The organism is Chroococcidiopsis sp. [FACHB-1243], from assembly GCF_014696895.1.
In the GTDB taxonomy this organism is placed as follows: Bacteria; Cyanobacteriota; Cyanobacteriia; order Cyanobacteriales; family Chroococcidiopsidaceae; genus Chroococcidiopsis.
On record NZ_JACJQX010000048.1, the window covers coordinates 12,156 to 33,643 of the forward strand.

A 21,488-nucleotide genomic window follows, 5' to 3' on the forward strand; every position below is an offset into this window, starting at 1 on the left:
CAGGTATTGCCTAGATAGTGTTAGAAAGAGCGCCAGCCTTCTAATGGAACCCAAAGTTGCTCGAAGGGTTGCTCTTGCACGGCTGCGAGAGTAGGTGGCATGAGGAAATGCTTTAATGCAGCAATAACTTCACTCAATGATTTTTGCTCCGCTCTAAGTCGCCCCTTATTGAGAAATCCTTTCCACTGTTGCTGTTTAACCGCATCTAATGCAAATTCTGGTGTCAGCGCCAAAGGTACGGTTGAAGGCATTGCTGTCTGCCGCCGTTCAAACGTGGCTTTAATAGCTTGAACTAGTAAACTTCCTTGAAACTCAAAATTCTGGGAAAGAAACCAAAGATCGTAAAAGTCTTTAACTCGACTATTTCCGATCCCAAGGGAAACCATTGCTTGGAATTTTTCAGCAACGACTGTCTCGCGAGGATAAATTCGCAAACGCGGTGCGGGTAAATCTAGAATAGTTGGAAACTCAACTTCTAGCGGAGCGGGAGTAACTGCATCGCCAAATCCAATGTCAATTTGAGTATTAATTCTAGCAGTCCCTAACATCCCTAATATTTTGAGTCTTACTCCCTCGTATTCTTCCTCTTCTTTAATTTTTTCTCCGCTAATAGTTTCTGCCTGAAACTCCATGCCATCTGCCGAACATTGTTGCTGACAAACTGTTTTGAAAAGCTCTATCAGTTCGGGAATTTCATTTACTCCATAACCAAGTAAGTCTAAATCTTTTGTGGCTCTGTGTGGTTCGCCTTGCCACACTCTAAAAAGTGTCGCTCCCTTGATAATGAATCGACTTTTATACTCGGATTGACTTAGCCTATACAGCAGACGATCCAAAGCATATCGTGTTAGCAAGAGATTGAAGTCTTCCCCTTGCTGCTTAGAGAGCTGAAGTAGTCGCGCTCGGATAGAGCTAGCTACGTTACGAAGCGGCTTTTGATTCATCCAAGTGATTCCAGATAAGGGCGGATTACATTCTGCACTCGGCAAATCTTGGCATAGTGCCAGAGTTCGTCCATCGTGCAGCGTCGTTGCTGCCAACAAGACCGCAGCGCTTCAAGAGCAACATCAAGACCTATTTTGTTGCGATACTTAAAGCAGTCTGCAACCGTTTTGGCAAGACAGTACACTCGCACTGGCACTCCTTCAATGGAATGTGTCTCAATCCCAGCTTCGAGTGCTTGACCGGACATATAAACGATTCGCAGAGGCAGAATAGCCTCCTTGGGAGAACGCGCTTTTTGATCGATTGCCAGCCAAATCTCAAAAGGCGCTTGAGTCGTCAGTTCGTGAAAGCTAAGTGCAGAGAGCAGACAAATAACTCCATGAGGAACTCGTTTAGCCGCCTCAACCAGGCTATGCTTCTCCGTAATCTCAGCGTCAGCATAAGTATAAATTCCCCGTCCAGAACGAATCAGCAATCCTTGCTGTTCGAGACGCTTGAGATACTGGCGATGAATTCCTTTTGCCTCTACATCTTTGGCGGCGATCGCGCCTACCTCACGGGCAAGCTCCAGTAGGAGCTGTGTCTTTGACATACTCAGATCGATCGGCATTCCTGACGAGCGTTTTGTGATAAATTGTTGGTAATAATTTACAATTACCGACATAATAACACATAGTTCGACCAAATCTACGCGATTTTGTGATATTATGTAGGTATTTATTTACATTAACTAACGTTTTATCACTTAAAGATGAGTCAGGGTGCGCTCGACTCAACCCCAGGCTCAGACGGACTATCCTTCAGCATTCGCTATTCAAGTCGCGGCAATGGTGGATACGATTGAAGAACCGGAGCAAGCGCACCATCAGGAGCGTGCGTGGAGGCGTTGGCAAGGAGCGAGGTTCGAGCCGAATTTAATTCGACAATTTTGAGAAGAGCTGATGCGAGAATCTCCCATTTACCAAGAAATCATTCGAGAAGGCGTGCAACGAGGAAAGCAGGACACTGTAATCCGCCAACTCACGCGCCGGATTGGAACTGTCCCTCCCCAGTTGCAAGCGCAAATTCAAAACTTGTCTATCGAGCAATTAGATGAATTGAGTGAGGCACTGTTAGACTTTGCTAGTGCTACCGACTTGACAGCTTGGTTGCAGCAAGAGCAGGGGAGATAACGCGGTTGGAATTGCCTCGCGATCGCGGTTTGTGTATCGATGTCGGTTTGCACATAAGGTGAAAAATCTGCTACGGATTTAGGCACTTTCAGCCGCGTCATTTGCACATAAGATGAAAATTATTTGCACAAAAAGTGAAATTTTCCGAACAGATTTACCCAATAGATGAAAAATTCTGCCATTCCTATTGCCAACAGCGATAACTCATTCCTATATGAAGCAGGGAGAGGGGGAGTAAGGCATTTTAAAGAAAATGGTCGGCTCATAGATCTCAATTTAGCTTCCCCTGTGAGGGAAAACCTGTGAGGAATAAGTTATCGTGAAGGGCTGCTCGCAGTAGGAGAGGACATCAGGGGCGATTGAGAGCAGGTAAATGTAGTCCCGTTCCGGTTGGGAGCAATTTCAACTTATGTGCAAATATTTTTCATCTTATGTGTCAAATTTTCACCTTATGTGTAACAGTTTTCAACTTATGTGCAAACCGACATCGAGATCGCCCCAGAGATGTGACAATAAATTTTAGTCTGTAGAATTGATGTTCCAAAGACTAAATGCCCAAAATAGATCGCGCTGCTGATGCTGCCCGACTGAAGTTACTCGCGCCCGTGCCAGCAACTCTTCATCCGGCAGCGGTGTACTTGGCTTCTTTGAGTCAAGGGTCAAGAGCGACAATGCGCCATGCCCTGGACGCGATCGCTGCGATGTTGACTGGTGGCGAATGCGACGCGCTGACTTTAGACTGGTCTAAGCTGCGCTATCAGCATACGGCGGCAGTTCGTGCGAGTTTAGTGCAGCGGTTTGCTCCGGCGACGGCGAAAAAAATGGTTTGTGCCTTGCGGCGAGTGCTTAAAGAAGCGGCTCGATTGGGGTTGATGGGCTATGAGGATTATGCCCGTGCTGTAGACTTGCCTCGGATTGACACGCCGCCGCAAAAACTCAAAGGTCGCGCTCTTGCTACAGATGAGATTGCCTTGTTGATGGATGCGTGCGAGTCAGAAGCTAGAACTATAGGTATTAGGGATGCGGCAATCTTGGCTATCCTGCGCGGTGGTGGGGTACGTCGGCAGGAATTGGCGCAGCTAGAACTGAAAGACTATAACCCTCTTCTAGGCGAACTGGAGATCTGCTCTGGCAAGAGAAAGTCCTACAGAAAGGTTTATTTACCAACGGAGGCGATCGCCATAGTGGAAGAGTGGCTTGAGATCCGCTCCCGCCAACCAGGGGCGCTGATAACTCCAGTGCGTAAAGGGGGGAAAGTGGAACTGCGGCACATGTCAGGAGATGCGGTGCTGAAGATAGTCAAAAGGCGAGGGAAAAAGGCTGGGGTGGCAGATTTCTCGCCCCACGACTTCCGCCGGACGTTTTGCTCGGAGCTGCTGGATGATAATGATGTCGTCACGGTGCAGAAATTAGCCGGTCATGCAACGCCAGTTACGACTGCCAAATACGATCGCCGAGGCGAGGAGACAAAGCGAAAGGCGGTAGAAAGGTTGTCAATTCCTCGCTCTTCTCGAACAACGCAATAGCTGCACGCTGACTGCCGGAAACCTTGAGATTTCTTATTCACCTTTGACCACCCTCTTGATGGTGGCATTCAATATATATAGATCTGCTGCCAAAATCTAGCTCCTGGTATGCTGTAAAGCGCACACTTAAAGCTAGACTTGGCATACTAAGCGCAAAAGAGTAGGCTGGAGGAGTAGCACGAATCAAGCACAAAGATAGCATACTAGATGGCGACCAACAATATTAGAGTTGTAGGCTACCTGCCACCCCTTTATCATGAAAAGTTGCGCGAGTACATGCAATCCCAAACACTCACCGAAAGTGCGGCGATTGTTGCGATAGTCAAGCAGTTCTTCGATGGCGAGAGCGGGAGCGAAGGAGTCGCGATCCTTGAATTAGACGAGGCGACTGCCCCATTAAAAGCCCAAATAGCCCTGATTGAGAGGCGCTTGGCGGTTTTGGAGTCGGCTTTCGTGTCAAGTCAGCGATCCAAGCCAGCTAGAAGAGCGCCCTATCAGTATGGTCCACCACCCGTACTACCTCCCCAAGACATTACCCAGTTGGCGCGAAGGCTAGGGGTGAGTGCCGCTACGCTTGAGGAAGCAGCTCAAAAAAGTGAAGCTGAATTTAGGGATTGGAGCAAGAGAAGGGACCCAGCTCAAAGAAGTTGGTGCAAGAAGGGGGAACTATTTCACCCGAATTCCGATTGATGCCAATCCTTTTTCTTCCAGGCGGCAGCGCTCTTCGTCAGCTTCCATCTTCAGCAGTTCTTGGTTAGTTTCGCAATAGCGCACGATTTCCACTACAGCATCAATAGGCAGAGAGAAGTTTTCCGCTGTCCCATTGAGGGACAGCTCGTTGGCGAGCATATCCTGCCAAACGGTAGAAGCGAGTAACCGCCGACCTTTCACGTACAGTTGTCGCCGCCAAGGGTGAGGGCGTTCGACCAAATACTTCCACTGCGCCCCTGTAGAAGGCTGAAGACCTGGAATGACTAATTCCACTTGCTCGTCTGGTTTGAGCAAAGCCACCTTGAACCCTTTCTGGGTGTACTCCTTGAGCGCGGACAGCACGGAAACAGCGCGAAGTATAGTTTCTTTCGCGCTGGCAGCACCGATTGCTTCTCGCAGCCACTCGATCTGTGCCTCTTGCTCTGGCGTGACGTTGAAATTTTGCCTTTTTGTCTCTCCTGCCTGTGTCATCTGGTGTCTGCCCCAGTCATCTACTTTATGTGAGTATATTTTGAGCAAAGTTCCGCCGCGCATCCTACGCTTCTGTCTGAAAGACGAAGCGGTAGTTAGCGGCGGTCAGGATCTTTATCTGCTTTACCCTGATTCTTAATGTAAGAAATTAACACATCGATACTGGCGCTGGCTCCAACAGAAATAATAGTCGAGCCATTATTCCAAAACTCTCCGCCCCATAGATGTTTTTCTAGATAATCGCCGTACTCTTTACGCATATGACGAGAAGAGACGGATTTAATATTTTTGATGAAGTTAGCCAGGTTCAAGCCAGGATGCCCGTCAAACAGGACATGGATATGGTTGCCCTCACCTCCAAGTTCGATGGGTTCGCACTCCCACTTTACTAACAAAGTAGCGATGATTTGCTTCAACCTATCCTGCATCTCAACAGTCAAGATATCCTTGCGATACTTCAAAGTCAAAATCAAATGATAACAAAGTCTGTAAGTCATGTGATGTCTTGACTTTAACTTTAATTTTTTATCTTGATTCATTGGTATAATGATTTCATGGTTAATTCAATTGTACGCACAGACCGATGGCAACTGAATCCGACTCCAGAGCAATTAAGCTATCTGGAGGCAACGGTTAGCGAGTATCGCTCGTTCTGTAAAGCTCTGTCCTACGTGGTTATGGGTCACTGGACGGAGATTGCAGGATCGCCTTGTCGTTGTGCGGCGATTGAAAAGCTAATTCACAAAACTAGCTCTAACCCAAACCCTAAATACCAATATTTTCAGAAGCGATTTTACAAGTTCCCGTCTTACCTGCGCCGAGCGGCTATCGAGTTTGTAGGAGGGCAGGTTTCTTCATTTGTGACTCGCTACTACGATTGGCAGTCTGGGAACCGTAAACGGAGGGATGCACTACCCCCAAGATTTAACCCAGAAGCGGGCTGCTATCCCGCTTTATATCGAGGGCAGTGTATCAAGTTCTCCAATGGTTTTGTAAGCGCCCAAATTAAGGTATGGAATGGCTCTGATTGGGTTTGGATAAACATTCAAATCACGCGAGTCAGAGAGCGTCATTTATTGGCGCACAGCAAGGGGCTATCGCCGTCACTGATTGTCAGAGATGGTAAGGCTCACTTATCCGTTCCGTTCAAACTGCACCCCAAGAAGTTGTCGGGGGAAGTGGTGTGTGCGGTAGATGTGGGAATCAATACAACTGCGACTGCTACTATTGTTAGTAGCGACGGCACTGTAATCTCTCGTGCGTTCTTTCATCGAGGGGGAGACATAGACCGTCGCGACAAAGTATTAGGGCAGATTCGACACAAGGCAAGGTTAACCAAGAAACTGCACAGAGGTTTCTGCAAAGGGTTATATCGTCGCGCTAGGGGCATCAATCACAACATGGCGCAGCACATCTCTAAGGAGATCGTGCAATTTGCATCCCAACACGGTGCATCTGTAATCGTGTTTGAAAACCTGAAAGACTGGAAACCAAAGGCAGGCAGGAAACGTTCCACCCTCAAACAGCGATTTCACGGCTGGCTGCATCGACTGCTGGTGCAACTAACTGAAAACAAGTTTGTCGAGGTGGGTGGCAGGGTAGAACTAGTCTATCCTCGCGGCACGTCCTCTTGGGCGTATGATGGTTCCGGTCAACTCAAGCGTAGTAAAGACAACTACGCATTAGCTACTTTCCAAAACGGGAAACGATATAATGCCGACCTTAACGGCAGTCAAAATATTGCAGCCCGATATTGGGCTTATAAGCTAAAGCTGGCGTACAGAAATGGTCGTCAGTTACTCTCCAGCAAAAGTTCTGGAAGTAAATCGAGAATGCCGATTACTCTATCTGCTTTATGGGATAGGGACGCTACGTTAAGAGTGCGAAGCAATGAAGCGTAGAGCATTCACTATGACTTACTTACAAAGAAGTCTACAACTTTTAACTTACCAATATGCAGTTTTTCGGAGTTAACTTGCGAGTGGCGATCCGAATCGAGTATCGAAATAACTTGTTGACAAGTCAGCTTGTCGGCACCCCAACAGGTTGACGTGTCAAATTGTTAAATTGTCAGATTGTTAAGAAGTTATCAAGTTAGCTGGTCAAAGAGTTAACTTGCTGGCAAGCTAAAGGGGGTAATTGAATACATTTATGATTACTGCGATCGCCAATCAAAAGGGAGGAGTGGCAAAGACCACCTCGACCATCTCGTTGGGGGGATTGCTGGCACAACAATTCTCATGCCTTGCCATAGACCTCGACCCCCAAGGGAACTTAACTACTGGGTTGGGCGTGGAAGTAACAGACAACCAACTCACAACCTATGAAGTCATTACAGAGACTGCTGAGATTTTGGATGCAGTTGTAGCGACTAAATCCGGTCTAAATCTGTTGCCTGCTGATATTTCGCTAGCTAAAGGGGAAACAGAACTGCTCGGCAAGGTGGGAAACTTCTACATCCTGAAAGAAAGGCTAGAGCCAGCTAGGGAGAAATTCCAGCACATCCTGATTGATTGCCCTCCCAGTTTAGGATTGCTAACCGTTAACGCTCTTGCCGCTGCCGATACTCTCCTGATTCCCGTCCAGTGTCAGTTTTTTGCCCTCAAGGGACTGGAGGCATTACTAGAAACGGTTGGGAGTGTCAAAAAACGGCTGAATCCGCGCCTGAAGATTTTAGGTGTATTGCCCACAATGGCAGAAAAAAACACGGTAATGACGCAGGACGTAATCAATACCTTGAAGCAGCAACTGGAGGGGATTAAAGTTTTTGACCCAGTGCCTAAGTCCGTGAAGTTTGCTGAGTCTAATTTAGCTGGGGAACCAATTCACTTGTACGCCGGGGAATGGAAACTGGTGCAACCCTATCGAGCAGTTGTTAAGCAGATGGTAGCGGAGTCGTAGCTATGCCAAAAGAACGCAGGAGCGCTGGCGACAGAATTAACTTGCCAAAGACCAAAGCCGATGAATACTTTGATTCTGTTGAGGTCAAATCTGTTGACCAGTCAACAAGTCAGGAAGTCAACCAGCAGTTTAACAAGTCAGGAAGTCAGGATGCTGACAATCCAACAAGTCAACAAGCAAACAAGTTACGCAAAGCCACTTTCAAGTTGAGTCAATCAGTATTGGAGCAGCTAGACACGTTTCACTTGCAGTTGCAATTGGAACTGGGTAAGGCGAATGCACCTTACAAAGAGGCGCTCGTCGAAGAAGCAATCTCCCAACTCCTTGAGCAGATGCTTCAAAACCGCGATCTACTTGTAGCCAGACTACAGGAAAGACAACGCCGGAGTAGAGGTTGAATCTAAAGTGGCATTGTACCGAGATAGACGTAAAATCCTGCAAGATAGACTAAAAATCCTTATCCTATCAAGGTTTGGAAATTTGCTATATCAGAATTAAAAAAGCCGTTATTTGCAATGAAAAAGCAAGTCTTTTGTAGGCATCTTGCAGATTTTGACAAACATCTCGGTGCAATGCCTTGGAGGCTTGGGGGTATTGAGACGGGCTAGAGGAAATGGTTGCAAATTGAACCGCAGTGCTGCCATTCTAGGGGTTAAGATCGACTCTTCTTTCTGACTCAAAGAAATTCTTTGGAAGCCGTACTTCACCGCTAATAAGATAGATGAATGACATTGCAATGGAATTCGTTCTGCCGCTAGATTTAGTCAGAAATTCTCTTACGGGCTTCGTTGCCCGATTTGCAGTGCTGATGATGCTGGGATGGATGACAGACCAAATTCGCAAATCAGAAAAAAGCATTATGCCTGTTCAAAAGGCAATCTTGATTGCAGGGGTGCTGTCAATTGCGAGTAGCTTTACAAATTGGCGTTGAAGCTTAGGTATCCTTTTACAGGACTGAAAGCTCCCAAGCGCGAAGGACTTCGTGAGTCAATCATCATTTGGGTTGACATTGTGTTTAACTTATCCATAGATGGAGATAGGTATGGCGATCGATGACCCCATTGAATCCCGCTGGGGTTCAGCAGTCCTGCAATTGGTCTTGCTTTCGTTCGGACTGATGATCTTATTTGCGCTCGTCTACTGGGGAATAGATGGACTGAACTGGGGATTACTGCAAGATCGGGAGGGTAAACGAGCAGTCAGATTTTTACCATTTCTTTATTTCAGCATTGAAACCTTTTTTCGGATTGGGTATGGAACCCAAGTACCGCTGGGAGCAATGTGGATCGCTGTCACCTTAGAAGCTCTCAGTCATTTTGTGGTCGAGATTCTCTTTGTCGCTCACTTTGCGACGCTGAGTTTAAACAAATTAGTTTCGCTCAGCAATCGCACGCGCCTGGAAAACCTGCTGAATCGTTTTTAGATTGCCAACTCCATCGTGTCACTCGATTCAATCAATGGATAAGCCAAACCGTATCTTGATTTTATTTGCTCATCCGGCACTGGAAAAGTCACGAATCAATCGCCAATTGATTAAAGCCGTTCGTGGAATGGACTCCATTACCATTCGCGACCTATATGAGCACTATCCCAACTTTCATATTGATGTGAAGTTTGAGCAAGCGCTTCTGGTCACCCATGACATCATTATTTTTCAACATCCCTTCTACTGGTACAGCAGCCCTGCCATCCTCAAAGAATGGCAAGATCTAGTGCTGGAACATGGCTTTGCCTATGGTCATAATGGCACTGCCTTACGCGGAAAAAAGCTCCTTTCTGCTATTACCACTGGAGGGAGCGAGCAGGCTTATTGCCGACAGGGACATAATTACTTCACAATCCGAGAACTTCTGGCTCCCTTTGAGCAAACGGCACATCTGTGTGGGATGGAATACTTACCACCGTTTGTGATTCACGGAACCCACCAACTACAGGAGACTCACCAAATTTCTAGGTATGTCAAAGACTATCAAACCGTGATTCTCATGCTACGCAACCACGCGATTGATTGGGAGCAACTGCTGCAACACCGACATCTAAATCATTACCTTGAGCAAGCGCTCGACACGCAGGAGACACCTCTCCATGTCCAATGAAAACTTATTCTTTCAGGCTTTCGTCTACCTAGCGGCGGCAGTCATTACAGTGCCAATTTCCAAACGACTGGGACTGGGTTCTGTATTGGGATATTTGATTGCTGGAGTCGTTATCGGTCCGTTCGGGCTGCGTCTAGTGGGGCAGGAAGGTCAGGATGTCATGCGCTTCGCTGAGTTTGGCGTGGTGATGATGTTATTTCTAGTAGGCTTGCAACTTCAGCCCGATCTGCTGTGGCGGATGCGAGTCCCAATCTTGGGATTGGGCGGATTGCAGATGGTTGCTAACGTTGTCCTCCTGTCAGGGCTAGGAATCCTGTTGGGACTGTCGTGGCAAACCGCACTGGCGATCGCGCTGATCCTGCCCCTCTCTTCGACGGCGATCGGCGTACAAACCCTGACTGAACGGGGACTCATGAGAACAGAGGGAGGACAGTCCGCCTTTTCAATCTTGTTGTTTCAGGCAGTTGCCGTTATTCCTATCCTGGCACTGTTGCCCCTGCTGACCACAAATCCTGGAGAGGCGGTGAGTCAAACTGCGACATCAAGCAATACACTGGCAGGCTGGCAACAAACTCTACTGGTCATGAGTACGGTGGGCGGTATTGTCGTGGGTGGGCGATTCTTGATGCGTCCGGTATTTCGCTTTATTGCGGCTACTCGCCTGCGCGAGATTTTTACGGCGACGGCACTACTGCTGGTTGTGGGAATTACCCTGGCAATGCAAGCAGTTGGATTATCTCCAGCATTGGGAACGTTTGTAGCGGGGGTGGTGCTGGCGGAAAGTGAGTATCGTCATGAGTTAATGAGTACCGTTGAACCGTTCCAGAGCTTGCTGCTGGGGTTATTTTTTCTCTCGGTCGGAGCTAGCATCAATTTCAACTTAATCCTGGGGCAACCGTTGCTGATTTTCGGGTTAATTGTCGGAGTCTCCATCCTTAAATCTGGGGTGTTAATTGCGCTAGGGAAGCTATTCAAACTGGATTTGAATCAGAGTATCTTGTTTGCGTTTGCCCTGGTACAAGGTGATGAGTTTGCGTTTGTTTTGTTTTCTTTTGCAGCACAGAGCAACGTGCTTTCAGAGAATCTGGCAGGCAGCTTGATTGCCGTTGTCGCCCTTTCGATGCTGCTATCGCCGCTGTTTATGATTGCCTACGATCGCCTGATCGTACCTCGTTTTCTTTTACAGTTAGACGATCGGGAAGCCGATGACATTGAAGACAATGAAAACTCTGTAATCATTGCTGGGTTTGGGCGATTTGGTCAAATTGTCGGACGGTTGTTGCTCGCGAATGGCTATCCAATTACCGTTTTAGAGTATAACCCAGCCCAAATTGAGCTATTGCGGCGCTTTGGCTGGAAGGTATTTTATGGTGATGCCTCTCGGATCGATCTGTTATATGCAGCTGGGGCAGCACAGTCTAAACTTCTGGTCGTAGCGATCGACGATCGCGAGCAAATCCTGGAGATTGTAGACTTGGCACGTAAGCACTTTCCGCACCTCAAGATTTTAGCGCGGGCGATCGATCGTCGCCATTGCTACGAGTTGATTCGCCGTGGAGTAGATGTGATTCAACGCGAGACATTTGGGTCGGCGTTAGATATGGGCGTTGAGGCATTGAAGCTATTGGGATTACGAGCCTATAAAGCACATCGCGCTGCTCAAACCTTCAGACATCATGATGAAGAAGCATTGTATGATATGGCTTCTGTAGAAGGAGATGACACCGCTTTGATGGCACGCTCTCGTCAATTAGCACAAGATCTGGAGCGAATTTTGCAGTCTGACGAACGAGAAATCGCCCATGACGATCGAGCTTGGGATGTCCTAGCTCAGCAAAGAGATGCTATCTGAGACGTGCAACAAGTCAGAGCAATCGCTGCAATTGCTAAATAAAAATATAGATCCAGTTTCATGAAAACTACTTGCAGCCTTCCACAAAATCAATCACTTGATGTAAAGACCCTGGTTTGGTCACGATCAGCATAGTTGAATCGGGTTCCAGTACCGTACTACCGTTAGGAATCATCAGATTCTCGTGGGGATGGGGTTGATAGCCAATAATTAAAGAACCTGCGGGGAACCGGGGATCTCGAGCAATTTCGGCAACGCTACGATTAGCAACATAACAACTTTCTGGAATGGAAAGTTTCAGTACCTCAATCTGCCCTTGCTCAAAATGCATCATCGATTCTACTTGCGGATACTCGATCGCATTCACCATTGTGGCAACTGCCAAGTCAACAGTACTGACAATATGGTTGGCTCCTGCAAGGCGTAGCGGTTCGGCAAAGTCGCGATGTCGCATTCGTGCCAAAATGTGGGAAGCTCCGTAGTGCTTGGCAAGAGTCACCATTGCCAAATTCAAGGCATCATGGCGAAGGACAGCCGCTACAGAATCAGCTTTGCGAATCCCTGCTTCTAACAAAACTTCCGTATTTACCGCACTTCCTTCAAAAGCCATCACCCCCACTTGTTCGCGGGCATAACGGCAAGCAATAGGATCGATATCAATAATGGCTACGGTATGCCCTAGTTCTACAAGGCTTTGCGCTAGACTTAGCCCCACTAAACCTGCTCCGCCAATGAGGACGTACATTGTTGTTTCCTAATGCTACTGTTCCTTGCTTTACTTTAAGGGCTAGCAAACGATTAGATTGTACTTTAAACAAATGTAAGTTTGCGCGCACCAGAAGTAGATGAGTTTTCTATAGCAGCCAATGCAATGTCTGTGCTCACCTAAACATAGCAAGACGAGTATAGGAAGCCTATGCTGCTTCTACCTTAAATATCGGCAAACCTTTACTGAAGCCTTCGATCCACTTTACGAGCGATGGCAAGTGAGCAACAGCTCATCAAGCGGTCTAAGCCATGCTTCGGGGTTTGATTGGTAGTTCAACCTGAAAGTTCGAACCTTTACCTACTGTACTTGCTACATGAATTTGACCGTTATGGGCTTGAACAATTTGTCGAGCGATCGCCAATCCTAACCCAAAGCCGCCACTATCTTGCGATCGTTCTGTGTCAACTCGGTAAAAGCGATCGAAGATATAGGGTAGATCTGCTTCTGGAATTCCAATACCAGTGTCGATGACCTGGATGACTGCCCAACCTGGATGGAGGACTAAGCGCAACTGCACAGTTCCACTAGCAGGAGTGTATTTACAGGCATTGTCGAGCAAATTTTCTACTGCTTGCCGCAGTAAGTCTGGGTCAGCCCATAACTCAATTGGTTGCTCGGACAACTCATAGGTTAGACTGATGCTTTGGGACATTGCTCGCTCCAGATATTGTGATGCTAAATTCTCCAGCAGATCGTTGAGATTTAACAGCTTGAGAGATTGAGGCAGAATTTGCCCTTGTTGACGAGCTAATAGCAATAAATTGTTAACCAAAGTCCCCATCGATTTAGCACTATCTATAATATTTTCCAACGGCTGATGGTATTGCAAATCGTCCGCTGCTATCATTAACGCAACTTGGGCATTGGTAAGAATGGCAGAGAGCGGCGATCGTAACTCATGGGAAGCATCAGCAGTGAACCGTTGAAGTTGGTGATAGGATTGTCGAATCGGCTGCATCGCTGCTCCACCAAGCAACCAACCTGTCAGTCCGATCAACCCCAGTGCTACAGGTACAGCAAGAGTTAATACAACTTGAAACTGACTAAGACTGTTTTGAGTCTCAGCTAGTGGCATAGCAACTTGAAGATAGCCAAGTATCCCGTGCCGTCCTTCAACGGGCAACGTGACTTGACGAAGCCAGAGTTCGTCTTCCAATAGCGGATCGACAGATTTAATCGTGAGAAATCCAGGGGATACATTCAACTGCTCTGGGGGAGGAGTACCGAAAAATCGAATCGACTGCCCTTGAGGGTTGTACCACCGAACGTAGACTAAATTTTTATCCAAGGGGTGAGAGCCGCTGCCTAATAGCGGTACATTGCTCAGATCGACTTGTTTGTGCCCCTGGCGCCACTCATATTGCACGCTAGCTGCCATCACCCTTGTTCTGTCATATAGCAGCCGGTCTAAAACATCTAGTTTGTCTTTAATTTCAAAATAATAAATTACCCCAGCGAAGACCACGAGAATACTACCCATTGAAAGGGTGAACCAACGAGCTAGATTCCGACGACTGTGGTTGAACACTTTTCAAACTTCAAAGTCAATGCTTTTGAGGAACAAGACGATAGCCCATACTATAAACAGTCTCAATCCAATCAGCTGCTCCCACCGCCTGCAAGCGTTGACGAAGCTTGCGAACCAGAACAGTTATGGCATTGCTTTCTGGCTCAGTCCCCCACTCCCATAACGCTTGCTCAATCTGGTTGCGAGTCAAAACTTGTCGGGGATGACGCATGAAGTACTCTAACAACTGAAACTCTCGACTGGAGAGAGAAACGACTTTGCCTTGTCGTTCCACAGCCAGCGTGTCGAGGTGGAGTTGGAGATCGCTAAGGCAGAGAATATCTGCCTCCCAGAGGGGAGATCGCCGCCGCAATGCCCGCACTCGTGCCATGAATTCTACAATGTCGATTGGCTTAACCAGATAGTCATCTGCTCCTGCATCTAACCCAGTTACTTTCTCAGGTGTGGTATCTCTGGCTGTAATCATCAGCACCGGAGCAGTTTTACCTGCTGCTCGATACTGGCGACAGAGATTTAACCCACTGATGTGGGGTAACATCCAATCTAAAATCAGTAGGTCATACTCTTTTTCAGATAAGAGCCACTGAGCGGTTTCCCCATCCTTCACCCCGTCCACGCTATGTCCTGCTTGGGAGAGAACGATTTGAAGGGGCATCAATTGTTTAGGATCATCCTCAACCAGTAAAATTCTCATACCATTCCAGCAAGATTCTCATACCATTGCTGTTGCGCTTTGCTTTATCAGCATAGAATTTAATGTAATTAGCACATCGTCTATAGGTAAGATTTCAGGAGGGCGATCGCGGCATTAGAGTGCAGATACGAGCGGACTTATAGAATGAATGGGACAGGGTGAAGCGTGCGGCGTACGATCGAACGTTGGCTACAAGTATCGGGGATAGAGTTTTGGTCGCCTTTACCATTTGTAGCGGCAGGATTCTGGTTTGTCTGTAGTCTCCTGGCTGCTCAGGAATTAAGCCGCTCCTACAGTACAAAGAACAAACTTCAATCAGATACTCAATTGGAAGCAAAGGTATCGGTAAACGTATTGCTGATCAATGCTACTATCAACAGAACAAAGGGAGTGACTCAGGTAGAAGTGGAGACAGCGGAACCGATCCTAAAGCGATTGGAAATGGAATTGCCAACAATAGAGGTCGAGCGGATAGAAACGGCGATCGCTCAAGAACTAGGATTATCCCGACAAAATATCAGGCAGTTAGTACGCTACGAAATCATTGAGTGAAGTTAGTTTCGCTTTAATAAAAGCTTTTTTGAGCTGAAGCAATAACACGAGCTTTAGAGGCATTTAAACGCCGCAAACCATTCAAATCCAAATAGCTAAACCCAACTTTCGAGAAGAAGGGCAGGACGCAGAACAGGAGTGTCTCAATCGTCTGATTGACCCAACCCAGCCCCGAAGGACCGATCAGCCAAGTAATTGGGTAGCTAATCCACAACACTGTGAAGTAAGTGACGAGTTTGTCATAGAGTTTTGATAGTTCCACACCTTGCCCGCGAGTTTTGGCGCGTAGAGGCAGCCAAATTCCCCAAAGCACGATTGAAAATGCGGCTACGCCGCAGGCATACCACAGATATCTCATCCAATCCACAGTAGACAAATCAGCTACTAGCCCAGTCACCACCACGATCGCTTGAGTTCCCATCAGAGAACCAATTAGAGTCCAGTCTTTTGCAATGTAGTACATCGCTGTCCAAGAGAGTGCCAGCAATAGCAAGGGGGTAGTCACAATCCAATCAATATAACGAGCATAGTGAGTAATTTGACCTGCCACTTCCACTTTTCCCTGACCTAATGCCATTGCCATGTATGCCAAACCTGACCAGATCGGAATGAAGCTAGCAACCAAATACTCGTACTTGGGAACGCCACGCGGGTTGGTGCCCAGTGAAATGAAGTAAAGCGCCCCGATCGCCATTGCTGCTACATAAATCCAGTGAAACGTTGCCTGCAAGTCCATAAGCTACCTCCATTGGCTTGCCTTTTAGTCTTGAGGACAAATGTGATCCAAAAGTGAGCAACGTCAACGAGTCGATCATATTTCACTCACATTTGCAAACGACGCTAGAGACAACGTGAAGCAACAGAAAAACCCTTGACTTAAATCATCTTTAGTTGCTCTCTCGTTGCCATTTTGCGTGAAGGAAGTGCTATGGCAGTAGCGGATGTAGAGAAATCAACCAAACACCTATGGCATTATCTTGCTATAGAGGAAGTTGCTCGGCTTTTAGCAACCGATCTTGAAACGGGTCTATCTGCCAATGAGGCAGCAGAACGGCACGATCACCTGGGTCCAAATCAGTTAACAGCGAAAAAAAGAGAAAGCGCCTGGTTACGATTCCTCCAGCAATTCAATCAGCCTCTACTTTACATCTTGTTAGTTGCAGGGGTGGTGACTGCATTTTTGCAAGAGTGGATCGATTCAGGCGTGATTTTTGGTGTGACTCTAATCAACGCCATCATTGGCTTCGTTCAAGAAGCTAAAGCTGAGAATGCCATCGCCGCCTTAGCAGAATCCGTAACGACGGAGGCAACCGTTGTACGAAACGGTCAAAAGCTAGTCCTTTCTTCTAGCGATCTAGTTCCTGGCGATCTCGTTTTGCTATCCTCCGGTGACAAAGTGCCTGCCGATCTACGGCTGAGCGAAATTCGCGATTTACAAGTGGATGAGTCTGGCTTGACAGGAGAATCGGTTCCGGTTGAAAAAGATCTCAAACCGCTGCCTCCGGAGACTGCTCTAGCAGAACGGATAAATATGGCTTACACGGGTAGCTTAATCACTTTCGGCCAAGCACGTGGGCTAGTTGTGGGAATTGGAGAGATGACAGAAGCAGGACACCTCTCCCACTTGATGCAACAGAGTACAAGTCTAGAAACCCCATTGACTCGTAAAATTGATAAGTTTAGCAAAACTCTGCTGTATGTCATCTTGGGGTTGGCCGCGTTTACCTTTGCTGTGGGAGTTGCCCAAGGTGCATCCTGGGTTGAGGTGTTTAAAGCTGCTGTCGCTTTAGCAGTGAGTGCAATTCCTGAAGGCTTACCAGCTGTTTTAACCGTTACTTTGGCGATAGGCGTTTCACGGATGGCGGCTCATCACGCCATTATTCGCAAGTTACCAGCGGTTGAAACATTAGGTAGCACAACGGTAATCTGCTCTGACAAAACAGGAACGCTGACTGAAAACCAAATGACGGTTCAGGAGATTTATGCCGGTGGACAACGCTACACGGTCAGCGGTGGGGGCTATGCTCCGGATGGAGAGATTTTCCTGGACGAACAACCTGTTGACTTGGCAAATGCACCAGCCCTGTACGAATGCTTGCAAGCAGGACTATTGTGCAATGACTCACATTTGAAGGAAGAGGATGGCAACTGGGTAGTGGTTGGCAGTCCTACGGAAGGAGCGTTGGTTGCTGTAGCTCGTAAAGCAAGTTTAACATCGCAATCTTTGGAACAGACACTTCCCCGACTCGATACGATTCCTTTTGAATCTCAGTTTCAGTACATGGCAACCCTGCATGACACCAGATCAGAAAGGTCGATCTATGTCAAGGGTTCAGCCGAGGCGATCCTCAAGCGATGCTACCAAATGCTCGATACTCATGGAGATAGGATTGCAGTCAATTCAAAGCAGATAGAGCGATCTGTAGATGAGATGGCGAAGCAAGGGCTGCGGGTACTCGCACTTGCCAAGAAAGTTGTACCGCGTTCGCAGTCTTCAATTGAGCATTCTGACATTGAGAAAGATTTAATTTTTCTGGGACTGCAAGGCATGATCGACCCACCTCGCCCAGATGCGATTGAAGCAATTCATTCCTGTCAGTCGGCTGGTATCCAAGTCAAAATGATTACGGGCGACCATGCAATGACTGCGGCGGCGATCGCCCAGAAGATCGGGCTGAACCAAAGCGAAGATGCTCCCGTTTTCACGGGTCAAGATCTCAGCCAAATGGACGATCGGGAACTAGCAAATGCTGTAGAGCAGAGTATGGTATTTGCTCGCGTCGCACCCGAACAAAAGCTTCGCATCGTTGAGACGCTTCAATCCAAAGGTGAGATTGTGGCGATGACCGGAGATGGAGTCAATGATGCCCCAGCCTTAAAGCAAGCCGATATTGGGGTGGCAATGGGGATCGCTGGTACGGAAGTCGCGAAAGAAGCGGCTGACATGCTCTTGACCGACGATAACTTTGCCTCAATCGAGGCGGCAGTTGAGGAAGGACGCACGGTTTATAAAAATTTGCTGAGAGCGATCGCCTTCATCTTGCCTGTAAATGGTGGAGAATCGATGACGATTTTGATTGGGGTACTTTTGTCAACGGCATTGCCGATTCTTCCGGTGCAAATTCTTTGGTTGAATATGGTTAGCTCCGTAGCTTTGACAGTACCTTTAGCGTTTGAGCCTGCCTCTGTTGGGGTCATGCAACAACCTCCCCGTCCGACGAACAAACCCCTTCTATCTGGTAGCCTGCTGACACGGATTCTGGCAGTCTCTGTTTTCAACTGGATTGTAATTTTTGGCACGTTTGAATGGATCGTTCAAACCACAGGAAATGAAACTTTAGCTCGGACGATGGCAATTCAGGCATTGGTTGCAGCAGAAGCTTTTTACCTGTTAAGCATCAGTCGATTTATCCCAGCGCTCTTTGCCAGAATACGGGGCAAAGATGAATCCATTGGCTATGCTGTGGCGATCGGCATTGGTTGTGTATTCATCTTTCAAACGCTTTTTAGTCAATGGAGCGTGATGAACCAGCTATTTACAACTGAGACACTGAGTTTGATTCAAGGCTTAATTTGTCTTGGTTTGGGAATCCCGATGATTGCTCTAGCAGCCCTGTTAAAGCGTTTTGCACCTCTCAAGTAGCCTCTCTGTAGCGCGGCTTGGCAACTATTTTCCAACTCTACTGGTAGAGAGTATTCACTCTTACAACATCAAACTTTCAAAAATCAATATGACCGATCATAACCTTAAACATGGTATTGGTATATTTTCTCATCGTCAAAACGCAGAACAGGCACTTACCGAGCTGCAAAGCATTGGCTTCCCCATGCAGAAGATTTCTATGGTGACAAAAACCCCCGAAGGCGATGAGGTTCTAGGTTGTAATGTCATTCAACGACCGCCAATTACACGAGCTGAAAGTGCGATAAAGGGCGCGCTGGCAGGGAGTACAGGAGTAGGATTAATGACTTTAATTGTTGGACTGGGCATCTTGCTAGTCCCTGGAGTGGGTCCTGCCTTGGCTGTGGAAAGTATGGTAGCGGTTATTTTAGGTAGTGGAGCTGCTACAGTTGCCGGCGGACTGCATGGCGCGCTGCGAGGTTGGTTTGTTCCCGAAGAACAAGCCAGATTTTACAGCGAGCGATTTAACCAAGGAGATTACCTAGCGATCGTAGAAGCAACAGAGGATGAGATCCAAAAGGCTGAAGCTGTTCTCAGCCATTGGGGAATTCAGGAGTGGCATATTTATAATGTTCCCTAAATAGTTTTCAGAAGTTACGCAGTCGATTCCCCAACAGAGTTAAAAAGAGGACATTAGTTTCCCCCCCCTTTTGTTAAGCGAGTATAGGGGGGATCGAGATCTGAAACTTCAAGTGCGTAACTGCTGTGCTCCCTCAACCCCCTCAGCTTCCCTAGCCCCGAGTCCCTAGTTGTGTCCAATCAACCAAAATCTCGAACTTTAGCTGGAATTGCGGGGATCGTTGCAGTAGCAACCCTGTTGAGTAAATTAGTTGCCTTGTTTCGCCAACAGGCGCTCGCGGCGGCTTTCGGTACGGGTATAGCTGCTAACGCCTACAACTATGCCTACATCGTCCCTAGTTTCTTTTTAATCTTGCTGGGAGGTGTAAATGGTCCGATCCACACCACGATTGTCAGCATCTTGGAGAAACGCAGCAAACAGGAAGTTGCTCCCCTAGTTGAAAGCGTGACAACTCTGGTCAGTGGGGTGCTGTTGCTCGTATCCATTGCTCTATTCTTTGCAGCGGATGGATTAATTTATTTGGTGGGTCCGCAATTGAGCCAGACAGCCCACGCGATCGCCGCCGAGCAATTGCGAATTATGTCGCCGATGATTTTACTATCGGGATTAATTGGGATTGGTTTTGGCACGCTCAATACTGCCAATCAATACTGGTTGCTGTCTCTCAGTCCCGTACTTTCAAGCATCACGATTATTTTGGGGTTGGGAATCTTATATTTATCCTTGGGGAGCCAAATAATTTCTCCTGCTTATGTGGCAATTGGAGGGCAAGTTTTAGCCTGGGGAACGCTAGCAGGGGCATTGCTTCAGTGGATCGTACAACTGATCGTGCAGTGGCGATTACGACTTGGTACGCTGCGGCTGCGGTTCGATTTTCGCTCTCCTGGCGTGCAGCAAGCAATTAAGTTGATGGCTCCGGCTGTTTTTGCTTCTGGGATGCTACAAATTAATCTGTTCAGCGATTTTTTCTTTGCTTCTGGTATTCCTGGGGCAGCAGCAGCTTTCAACTACGCCAACTTAATCGTTCAGACTCCCCTCGGCATCATTTCCAATGTCATTTTGCTCCCCTTATTTACAATTCTTTCTCGCTTTGCCGATCCGTTAGAGTGGGATAATCTCAAATCGCGGCTGCGGCAGGGATTAATTTTAACGGCTCTCACGATGCTTCCTTTAGGAGCTTTATTTGCAGCTCTAGCGATGCCAATTGTCCGAATTGTGTACGAACGCGGAGCCTTTCAACAAGACGATTCGCAACTCGTAGCCTCAATTTTAGTTGCCTACGGCATTGGTATGTTTGTCTACTTAGGGCGCGATGTTGTGGTACGAGTGTTTTATGCTTTGGGAGATGGAGAAACGCCCTTCCGCGTTGGGTTGTTAAATATATTTCTCAACGCTCTACTAGATTTTATCCTGATCGAACCTTTTGGTGCGCCTGGAATTACGCTAGCGACAGTAGGAGTCAATACGATCTCGACGCTGATATTTTTGGGCATTCTGCACCGCAAGCTCCAGGGCTTACCTTTGCGGCAATGGAGTTTACCATTTTTGGGGTTAATTACTAGTAGCTTTATTGCTGGGGCAGCTAGCTGGGGGACTCTCTGGAGTTTGCAACATTTTTTCGGCAGTCAGGGATTAGTTTTACTATTGCTGCAAACGATCGCCTCTGGCTTCGTCGGCATTGGAGTTTTCGCCTCGATCGCCACCCAAATGAAATTACCAGAAATCGATTTATTGATTTCTCGACTCAAGAAGAGGGCTTAGGAGCTAGAAGAGAGCTAGGGAAGCTGAGGGAGCTGAGGGAGAAAAACTGGCAGGAGTTACGCAATTGGGTGAAGGGAGTAGCGAGGAGCGCTCAGGTAAGTCCGAATTGCATCCCGAATAATAGCGAGTTTAGCTTCGTACCAACTAATACCTGTAGCAAACCAGTATAGTTCTAAGCGTAAGAATGCCCGAATTGCCAATCCAAAGGGAATTGCGTTGCGCCCGCTTGAGCCACTCCGCGCACTCTT

General features: G+C 47.4%; 24 protein-coding genes. 15 read left to right on the forward strand and 9 right to left on the reverse strand.

What is annotated here, in order from left to right; genetic code table 11:
- Window positions 1–20: 20 nt before the first annotated feature.
- Together H6G17_RS26810 and H6G17_RS26815 are read right to left on the reverse strand one after the other, a co-directional pair.
- Entirely contained in the window at window positions 21–944 is a 924-nt protein-coding gene (locus H6G17_RS26810) for a nucleotidyl transferase AbiEii/AbiGii toxin family protein (protein ID WP_192161623.1), read from the reverse strand.
- The gene (locus tag H6G17_RS26815; RefSeq protein WP_192161645.1) at window positions 941–1,537 is read right to left on the reverse strand and encodes a type IV toxin-antitoxin system AbiEi family antitoxin domain-containing protein; all 597 of its coding nucleotides are present in this window, start codon (window positions 1,535–1,537) and stop codon (window positions 941–943) included. Before H6G17_RS26815 ends, H6G17_RS26810 begins: the two co-directional genes overlap by 4 nt.
- Window positions 1,538–1,706: 169 nt before the next feature.
- Between H6G17_RS26815 and H6G17_RS32875 the strand changes: the two genes are divergently transcribed.
- The 4 genes from H6G17_RS32875 (at window position 1,707) to H6G17_RS26830 (ending at window position 4,333) form a co-directional block, all read left to right on the forward strand.
- Window positions 1,707–1,877: a hypothetical protein gene (locus tag H6G17_RS32875; RefSeq protein ID WP_199317026.1), complete on the forward strand. Its 171-nt coding sequence runs from the start codon at window positions 1,707–1,709 to the stop codon at window positions 1,875–1,877.
- A gap of 9 nt (window positions 1,878–1,886) precedes the next feature.
- Complete coding sequence (locus H6G17_RS26820; RefSeq protein ID WP_199317027.1) at window positions 1,887–2,117, forward strand: DUF4351 domain-containing protein; 231 nt, start codon at window positions 1,887–1,889, stop codon at window positions 2,115–2,117.
- 551 nt (window positions 2,118–2,668) lie between these two features.
- Complete coding sequence (locus H6G17_RS26825) at window positions 2,669–3,643, forward strand: site-specific integrase (protein ID WP_192161624.1); 975 nt, start codon at window positions 2,669–2,671, stop codon at window positions 3,641–3,643.
- Between the two features lie 207 nt (window positions 3,644–3,850).
- Window positions 3,851–4,333: a hypothetical protein gene (locus H6G17_RS26830; protein ID WP_192161625.1), complete on the forward strand. Its 483-nt coding sequence runs from the start codon at window positions 3,851–3,853 to the stop codon at window positions 4,331–4,333.
- On the opposite strand, the gene H6G17_RS32880 is transcribed toward H6G17_RS26830, so the two are convergent.
- The gene (locus tag H6G17_RS32880; RefSeq protein WP_199317028.1) at window positions 4,310–4,825 is read right to left on the reverse strand and encodes a hypothetical protein; all 516 of its coding nucleotides are present in this window, start codon (window positions 4,823–4,825) and stop codon (window positions 4,310–4,312) included. The genes H6G17_RS26830 and H6G17_RS32880 overlap by 24 nt on opposite strands.
- 95 nt (window positions 4,826–4,920) lie before the next feature.
- Window positions 4,921–5,364 (reverse strand): IS200/IS605 family transposase, encoded by a 444-nt coding sequence (gene tnpA, locus H6G17_RS26840; protein ID WP_192161626.1) that lies wholly within the window; start codon window positions 5,362–5,364, stop codon window positions 4,921–4,923.
- A gap of 15 nt (window positions 5,365–5,379) precedes the next feature.
- On the opposite strand from tnpA, the gene H6G17_RS26845 reads away from it, so the two are divergent.
- From H6G17_RS26845 to H6G17_RS26875, 7 genes are all read left to right on the forward strand, one after another.
- Window positions 5,380–6,726 carry an IS200/IS605 family accessory protein TnpB-related protein gene (locus H6G17_RS26845; RefSeq protein WP_192161627.1) on the forward strand — a complete coding sequence of 449 codons (1,347 nt, stop codon included), beginning with the start codon at window positions 5,380–5,382 and terminating at the stop codon, window positions 6,724–6,726.
- A gap of 250 nt (window positions 6,727–6,976) precedes the next feature.
- The gene (locus H6G17_RS26850; RefSeq protein WP_192161628.1) at window positions 6,977–7,726 is read left to right on the forward strand and encodes an AAA family ATPase; all 750 of its coding nucleotides are present in this window, start codon (window positions 6,977–6,979) and stop codon (window positions 7,724–7,726) included.
- Window positions 7,727–7,728: 2 nt separating this feature from the next.
- A complete protein-coding gene (locus H6G17_RS26855; RefSeq protein WP_192161629.1) occupies window positions 7,729–8,124 on the forward strand; it encodes a hypothetical protein in 396 nt (131 codons plus the stop codon).
- Between the two features lie 323 nt (window positions 8,125–8,447).
- Complete coding sequence (locus tag H6G17_RS26860; protein WP_106218978.1) at window positions 8,448–8,657, forward strand: hypothetical protein; 210 nt, start codon at window positions 8,448–8,450, stop codon at window positions 8,655–8,657.
- 111 nt (window positions 8,658–8,768) lie between these two features.
- Window positions 8,769–9,149 carry an ion channel gene (locus H6G17_RS26865; RefSeq protein ID WP_192161630.1) on the forward strand — a complete coding sequence of 127 codons (381 nt, stop codon included), beginning with the start codon at window positions 8,769–8,771 and terminating at the stop codon, window positions 9,147–9,149.
- A gap of 34 nt (window positions 9,150–9,183) precedes the next feature.
- Entirely contained in the window at window positions 9,184–9,822 is a 639-nt protein-coding gene (locus H6G17_RS26870) for an NAD(P)H-dependent oxidoreductase (RefSeq protein ID WP_106218980.1), read from the forward strand.
- A complete protein-coding gene (locus H6G17_RS26875) occupies window positions 9,812–11,674 on the forward strand; it encodes a monovalent cation:proton antiporter-2 (CPA2) family protein (protein ID WP_192161631.1) in 1,863 nt (620 codons plus the stop codon). The genes H6G17_RS26870 and H6G17_RS26875 overlap by 11 nt, the downstream gene beginning before the upstream one ends.
- Window positions 11,675–11,741: 67 nt before the next feature.
- Here H6G17_RS26875 and H6G17_RS26880 read toward each other — a convergent pair whose 3' ends face one another.
- The 3 genes from H6G17_RS26880 to rppA form a co-directional block, all read right to left on the reverse strand.
- The gene (locus H6G17_RS26880; RefSeq protein WP_192161632.1) at window positions 11,742–12,419 is read right to left on the reverse strand and encodes a TrkA family potassium uptake protein; all 678 of its coding nucleotides are present in this window, start codon (window positions 12,417–12,419) and stop codon (window positions 11,742–11,744) included.
- A gap of 265 nt (window positions 12,420–12,684) precedes the next feature.
- Window positions 12,685–13,971 (reverse strand): ATP-binding protein, encoded by a 1,287-nt coding sequence (locus tag H6G17_RS26885; RefSeq protein ID WP_192161633.1) that lies wholly within the window; start codon window positions 13,969–13,971, stop codon window positions 12,685–12,687.
- 16 nt (window positions 13,972–13,987) lie between these two features.
- Window positions 13,988–14,665 carry a two-component system response regulator RppA gene (rppA, locus tag H6G17_RS26890; protein ID WP_106166097.1) on the reverse strand — a complete coding sequence of 226 codons (678 nt, stop codon included), beginning with the start codon at window positions 14,663–14,665 and terminating at the stop codon, window positions 13,988–13,990.
- Window positions 14,666–14,830: 165 nt separating this feature from the next.
- Here rppA and H6G17_RS26895 point away from each other — a divergent pair, with 165 nt between their 5' ends.
- Window positions 14,831–15,217, forward strand: a complete 387-nt coding sequence (locus H6G17_RS26895) for a hypothetical protein (RefSeq protein WP_192161634.1) — start codon at window positions 14,831–14,833, stop codon at window positions 15,215–15,217.
- A gap of 13 nt (window positions 15,218–15,230) precedes the next feature.
- On the opposite strand, the gene H6G17_RS26900 is transcribed toward H6G17_RS26895, so the two are convergent.
- On the reverse strand, window positions 15,231–15,953 hold the full coding sequence (locus H6G17_RS26900; RefSeq protein ID WP_106166095.1) for a bacteriorhodopsin: 723 nt from the start codon (window positions 15,951–15,953) through the stop codon (window positions 15,231–15,233).
- A gap of 192 nt (window positions 15,954–16,145) precedes the next feature.
- Between H6G17_RS26900 and H6G17_RS26905 the strand changes: the two genes are divergently transcribed.
- The 3 genes from H6G17_RS26905 to murJ all read left to right on the forward strand — a co-directional run bounded on the left by H6G17_RS26905 (window position 16,146) and on the right by murJ (window position 21,240).
- Window positions 16,146–18,860 (forward strand): cation-transporting P-type ATPase, encoded by a 2,715-nt coding sequence (locus H6G17_RS26905; protein ID WP_192161635.1) that lies wholly within the window; start codon window positions 16,146–16,148, stop codon window positions 18,858–18,860.
- 88 nt (window positions 18,861–18,948) lie between these two features.
- Complete coding sequence (locus H6G17_RS26910; RefSeq protein WP_192161636.1) at window positions 18,949–19,479, forward strand: hypothetical protein; 531 nt, start codon at window positions 18,949–18,951, stop codon at window positions 19,477–19,479.
- A 171-nt stretch (window positions 19,480–19,650) separates the two neighbouring features.
- Window positions 19,651–21,240 (forward strand): murein biosynthesis integral membrane protein MurJ, encoded by a 1,590-nt coding sequence (murJ, locus tag H6G17_RS26915; protein ID WP_192161637.1) that lies wholly within the window; start codon window positions 19,651–19,653, stop codon window positions 21,238–21,240.
- A gap of 56 nt (window positions 21,241–21,296) precedes the next feature.
- Here murJ and H6G17_RS26920 read toward each other — a convergent pair whose 3' ends face one another.
- Window positions 21,297–21,440 (reverse strand): hypothetical protein, encoded by a 144-nt coding sequence (locus tag H6G17_RS26920; protein ID WP_192161638.1) that lies wholly within the window; start codon window positions 21,438–21,440, stop codon window positions 21,297–21,299.
- Between the last annotated feature and the right edge of the window lie 48 nt (window positions 21,441–21,488).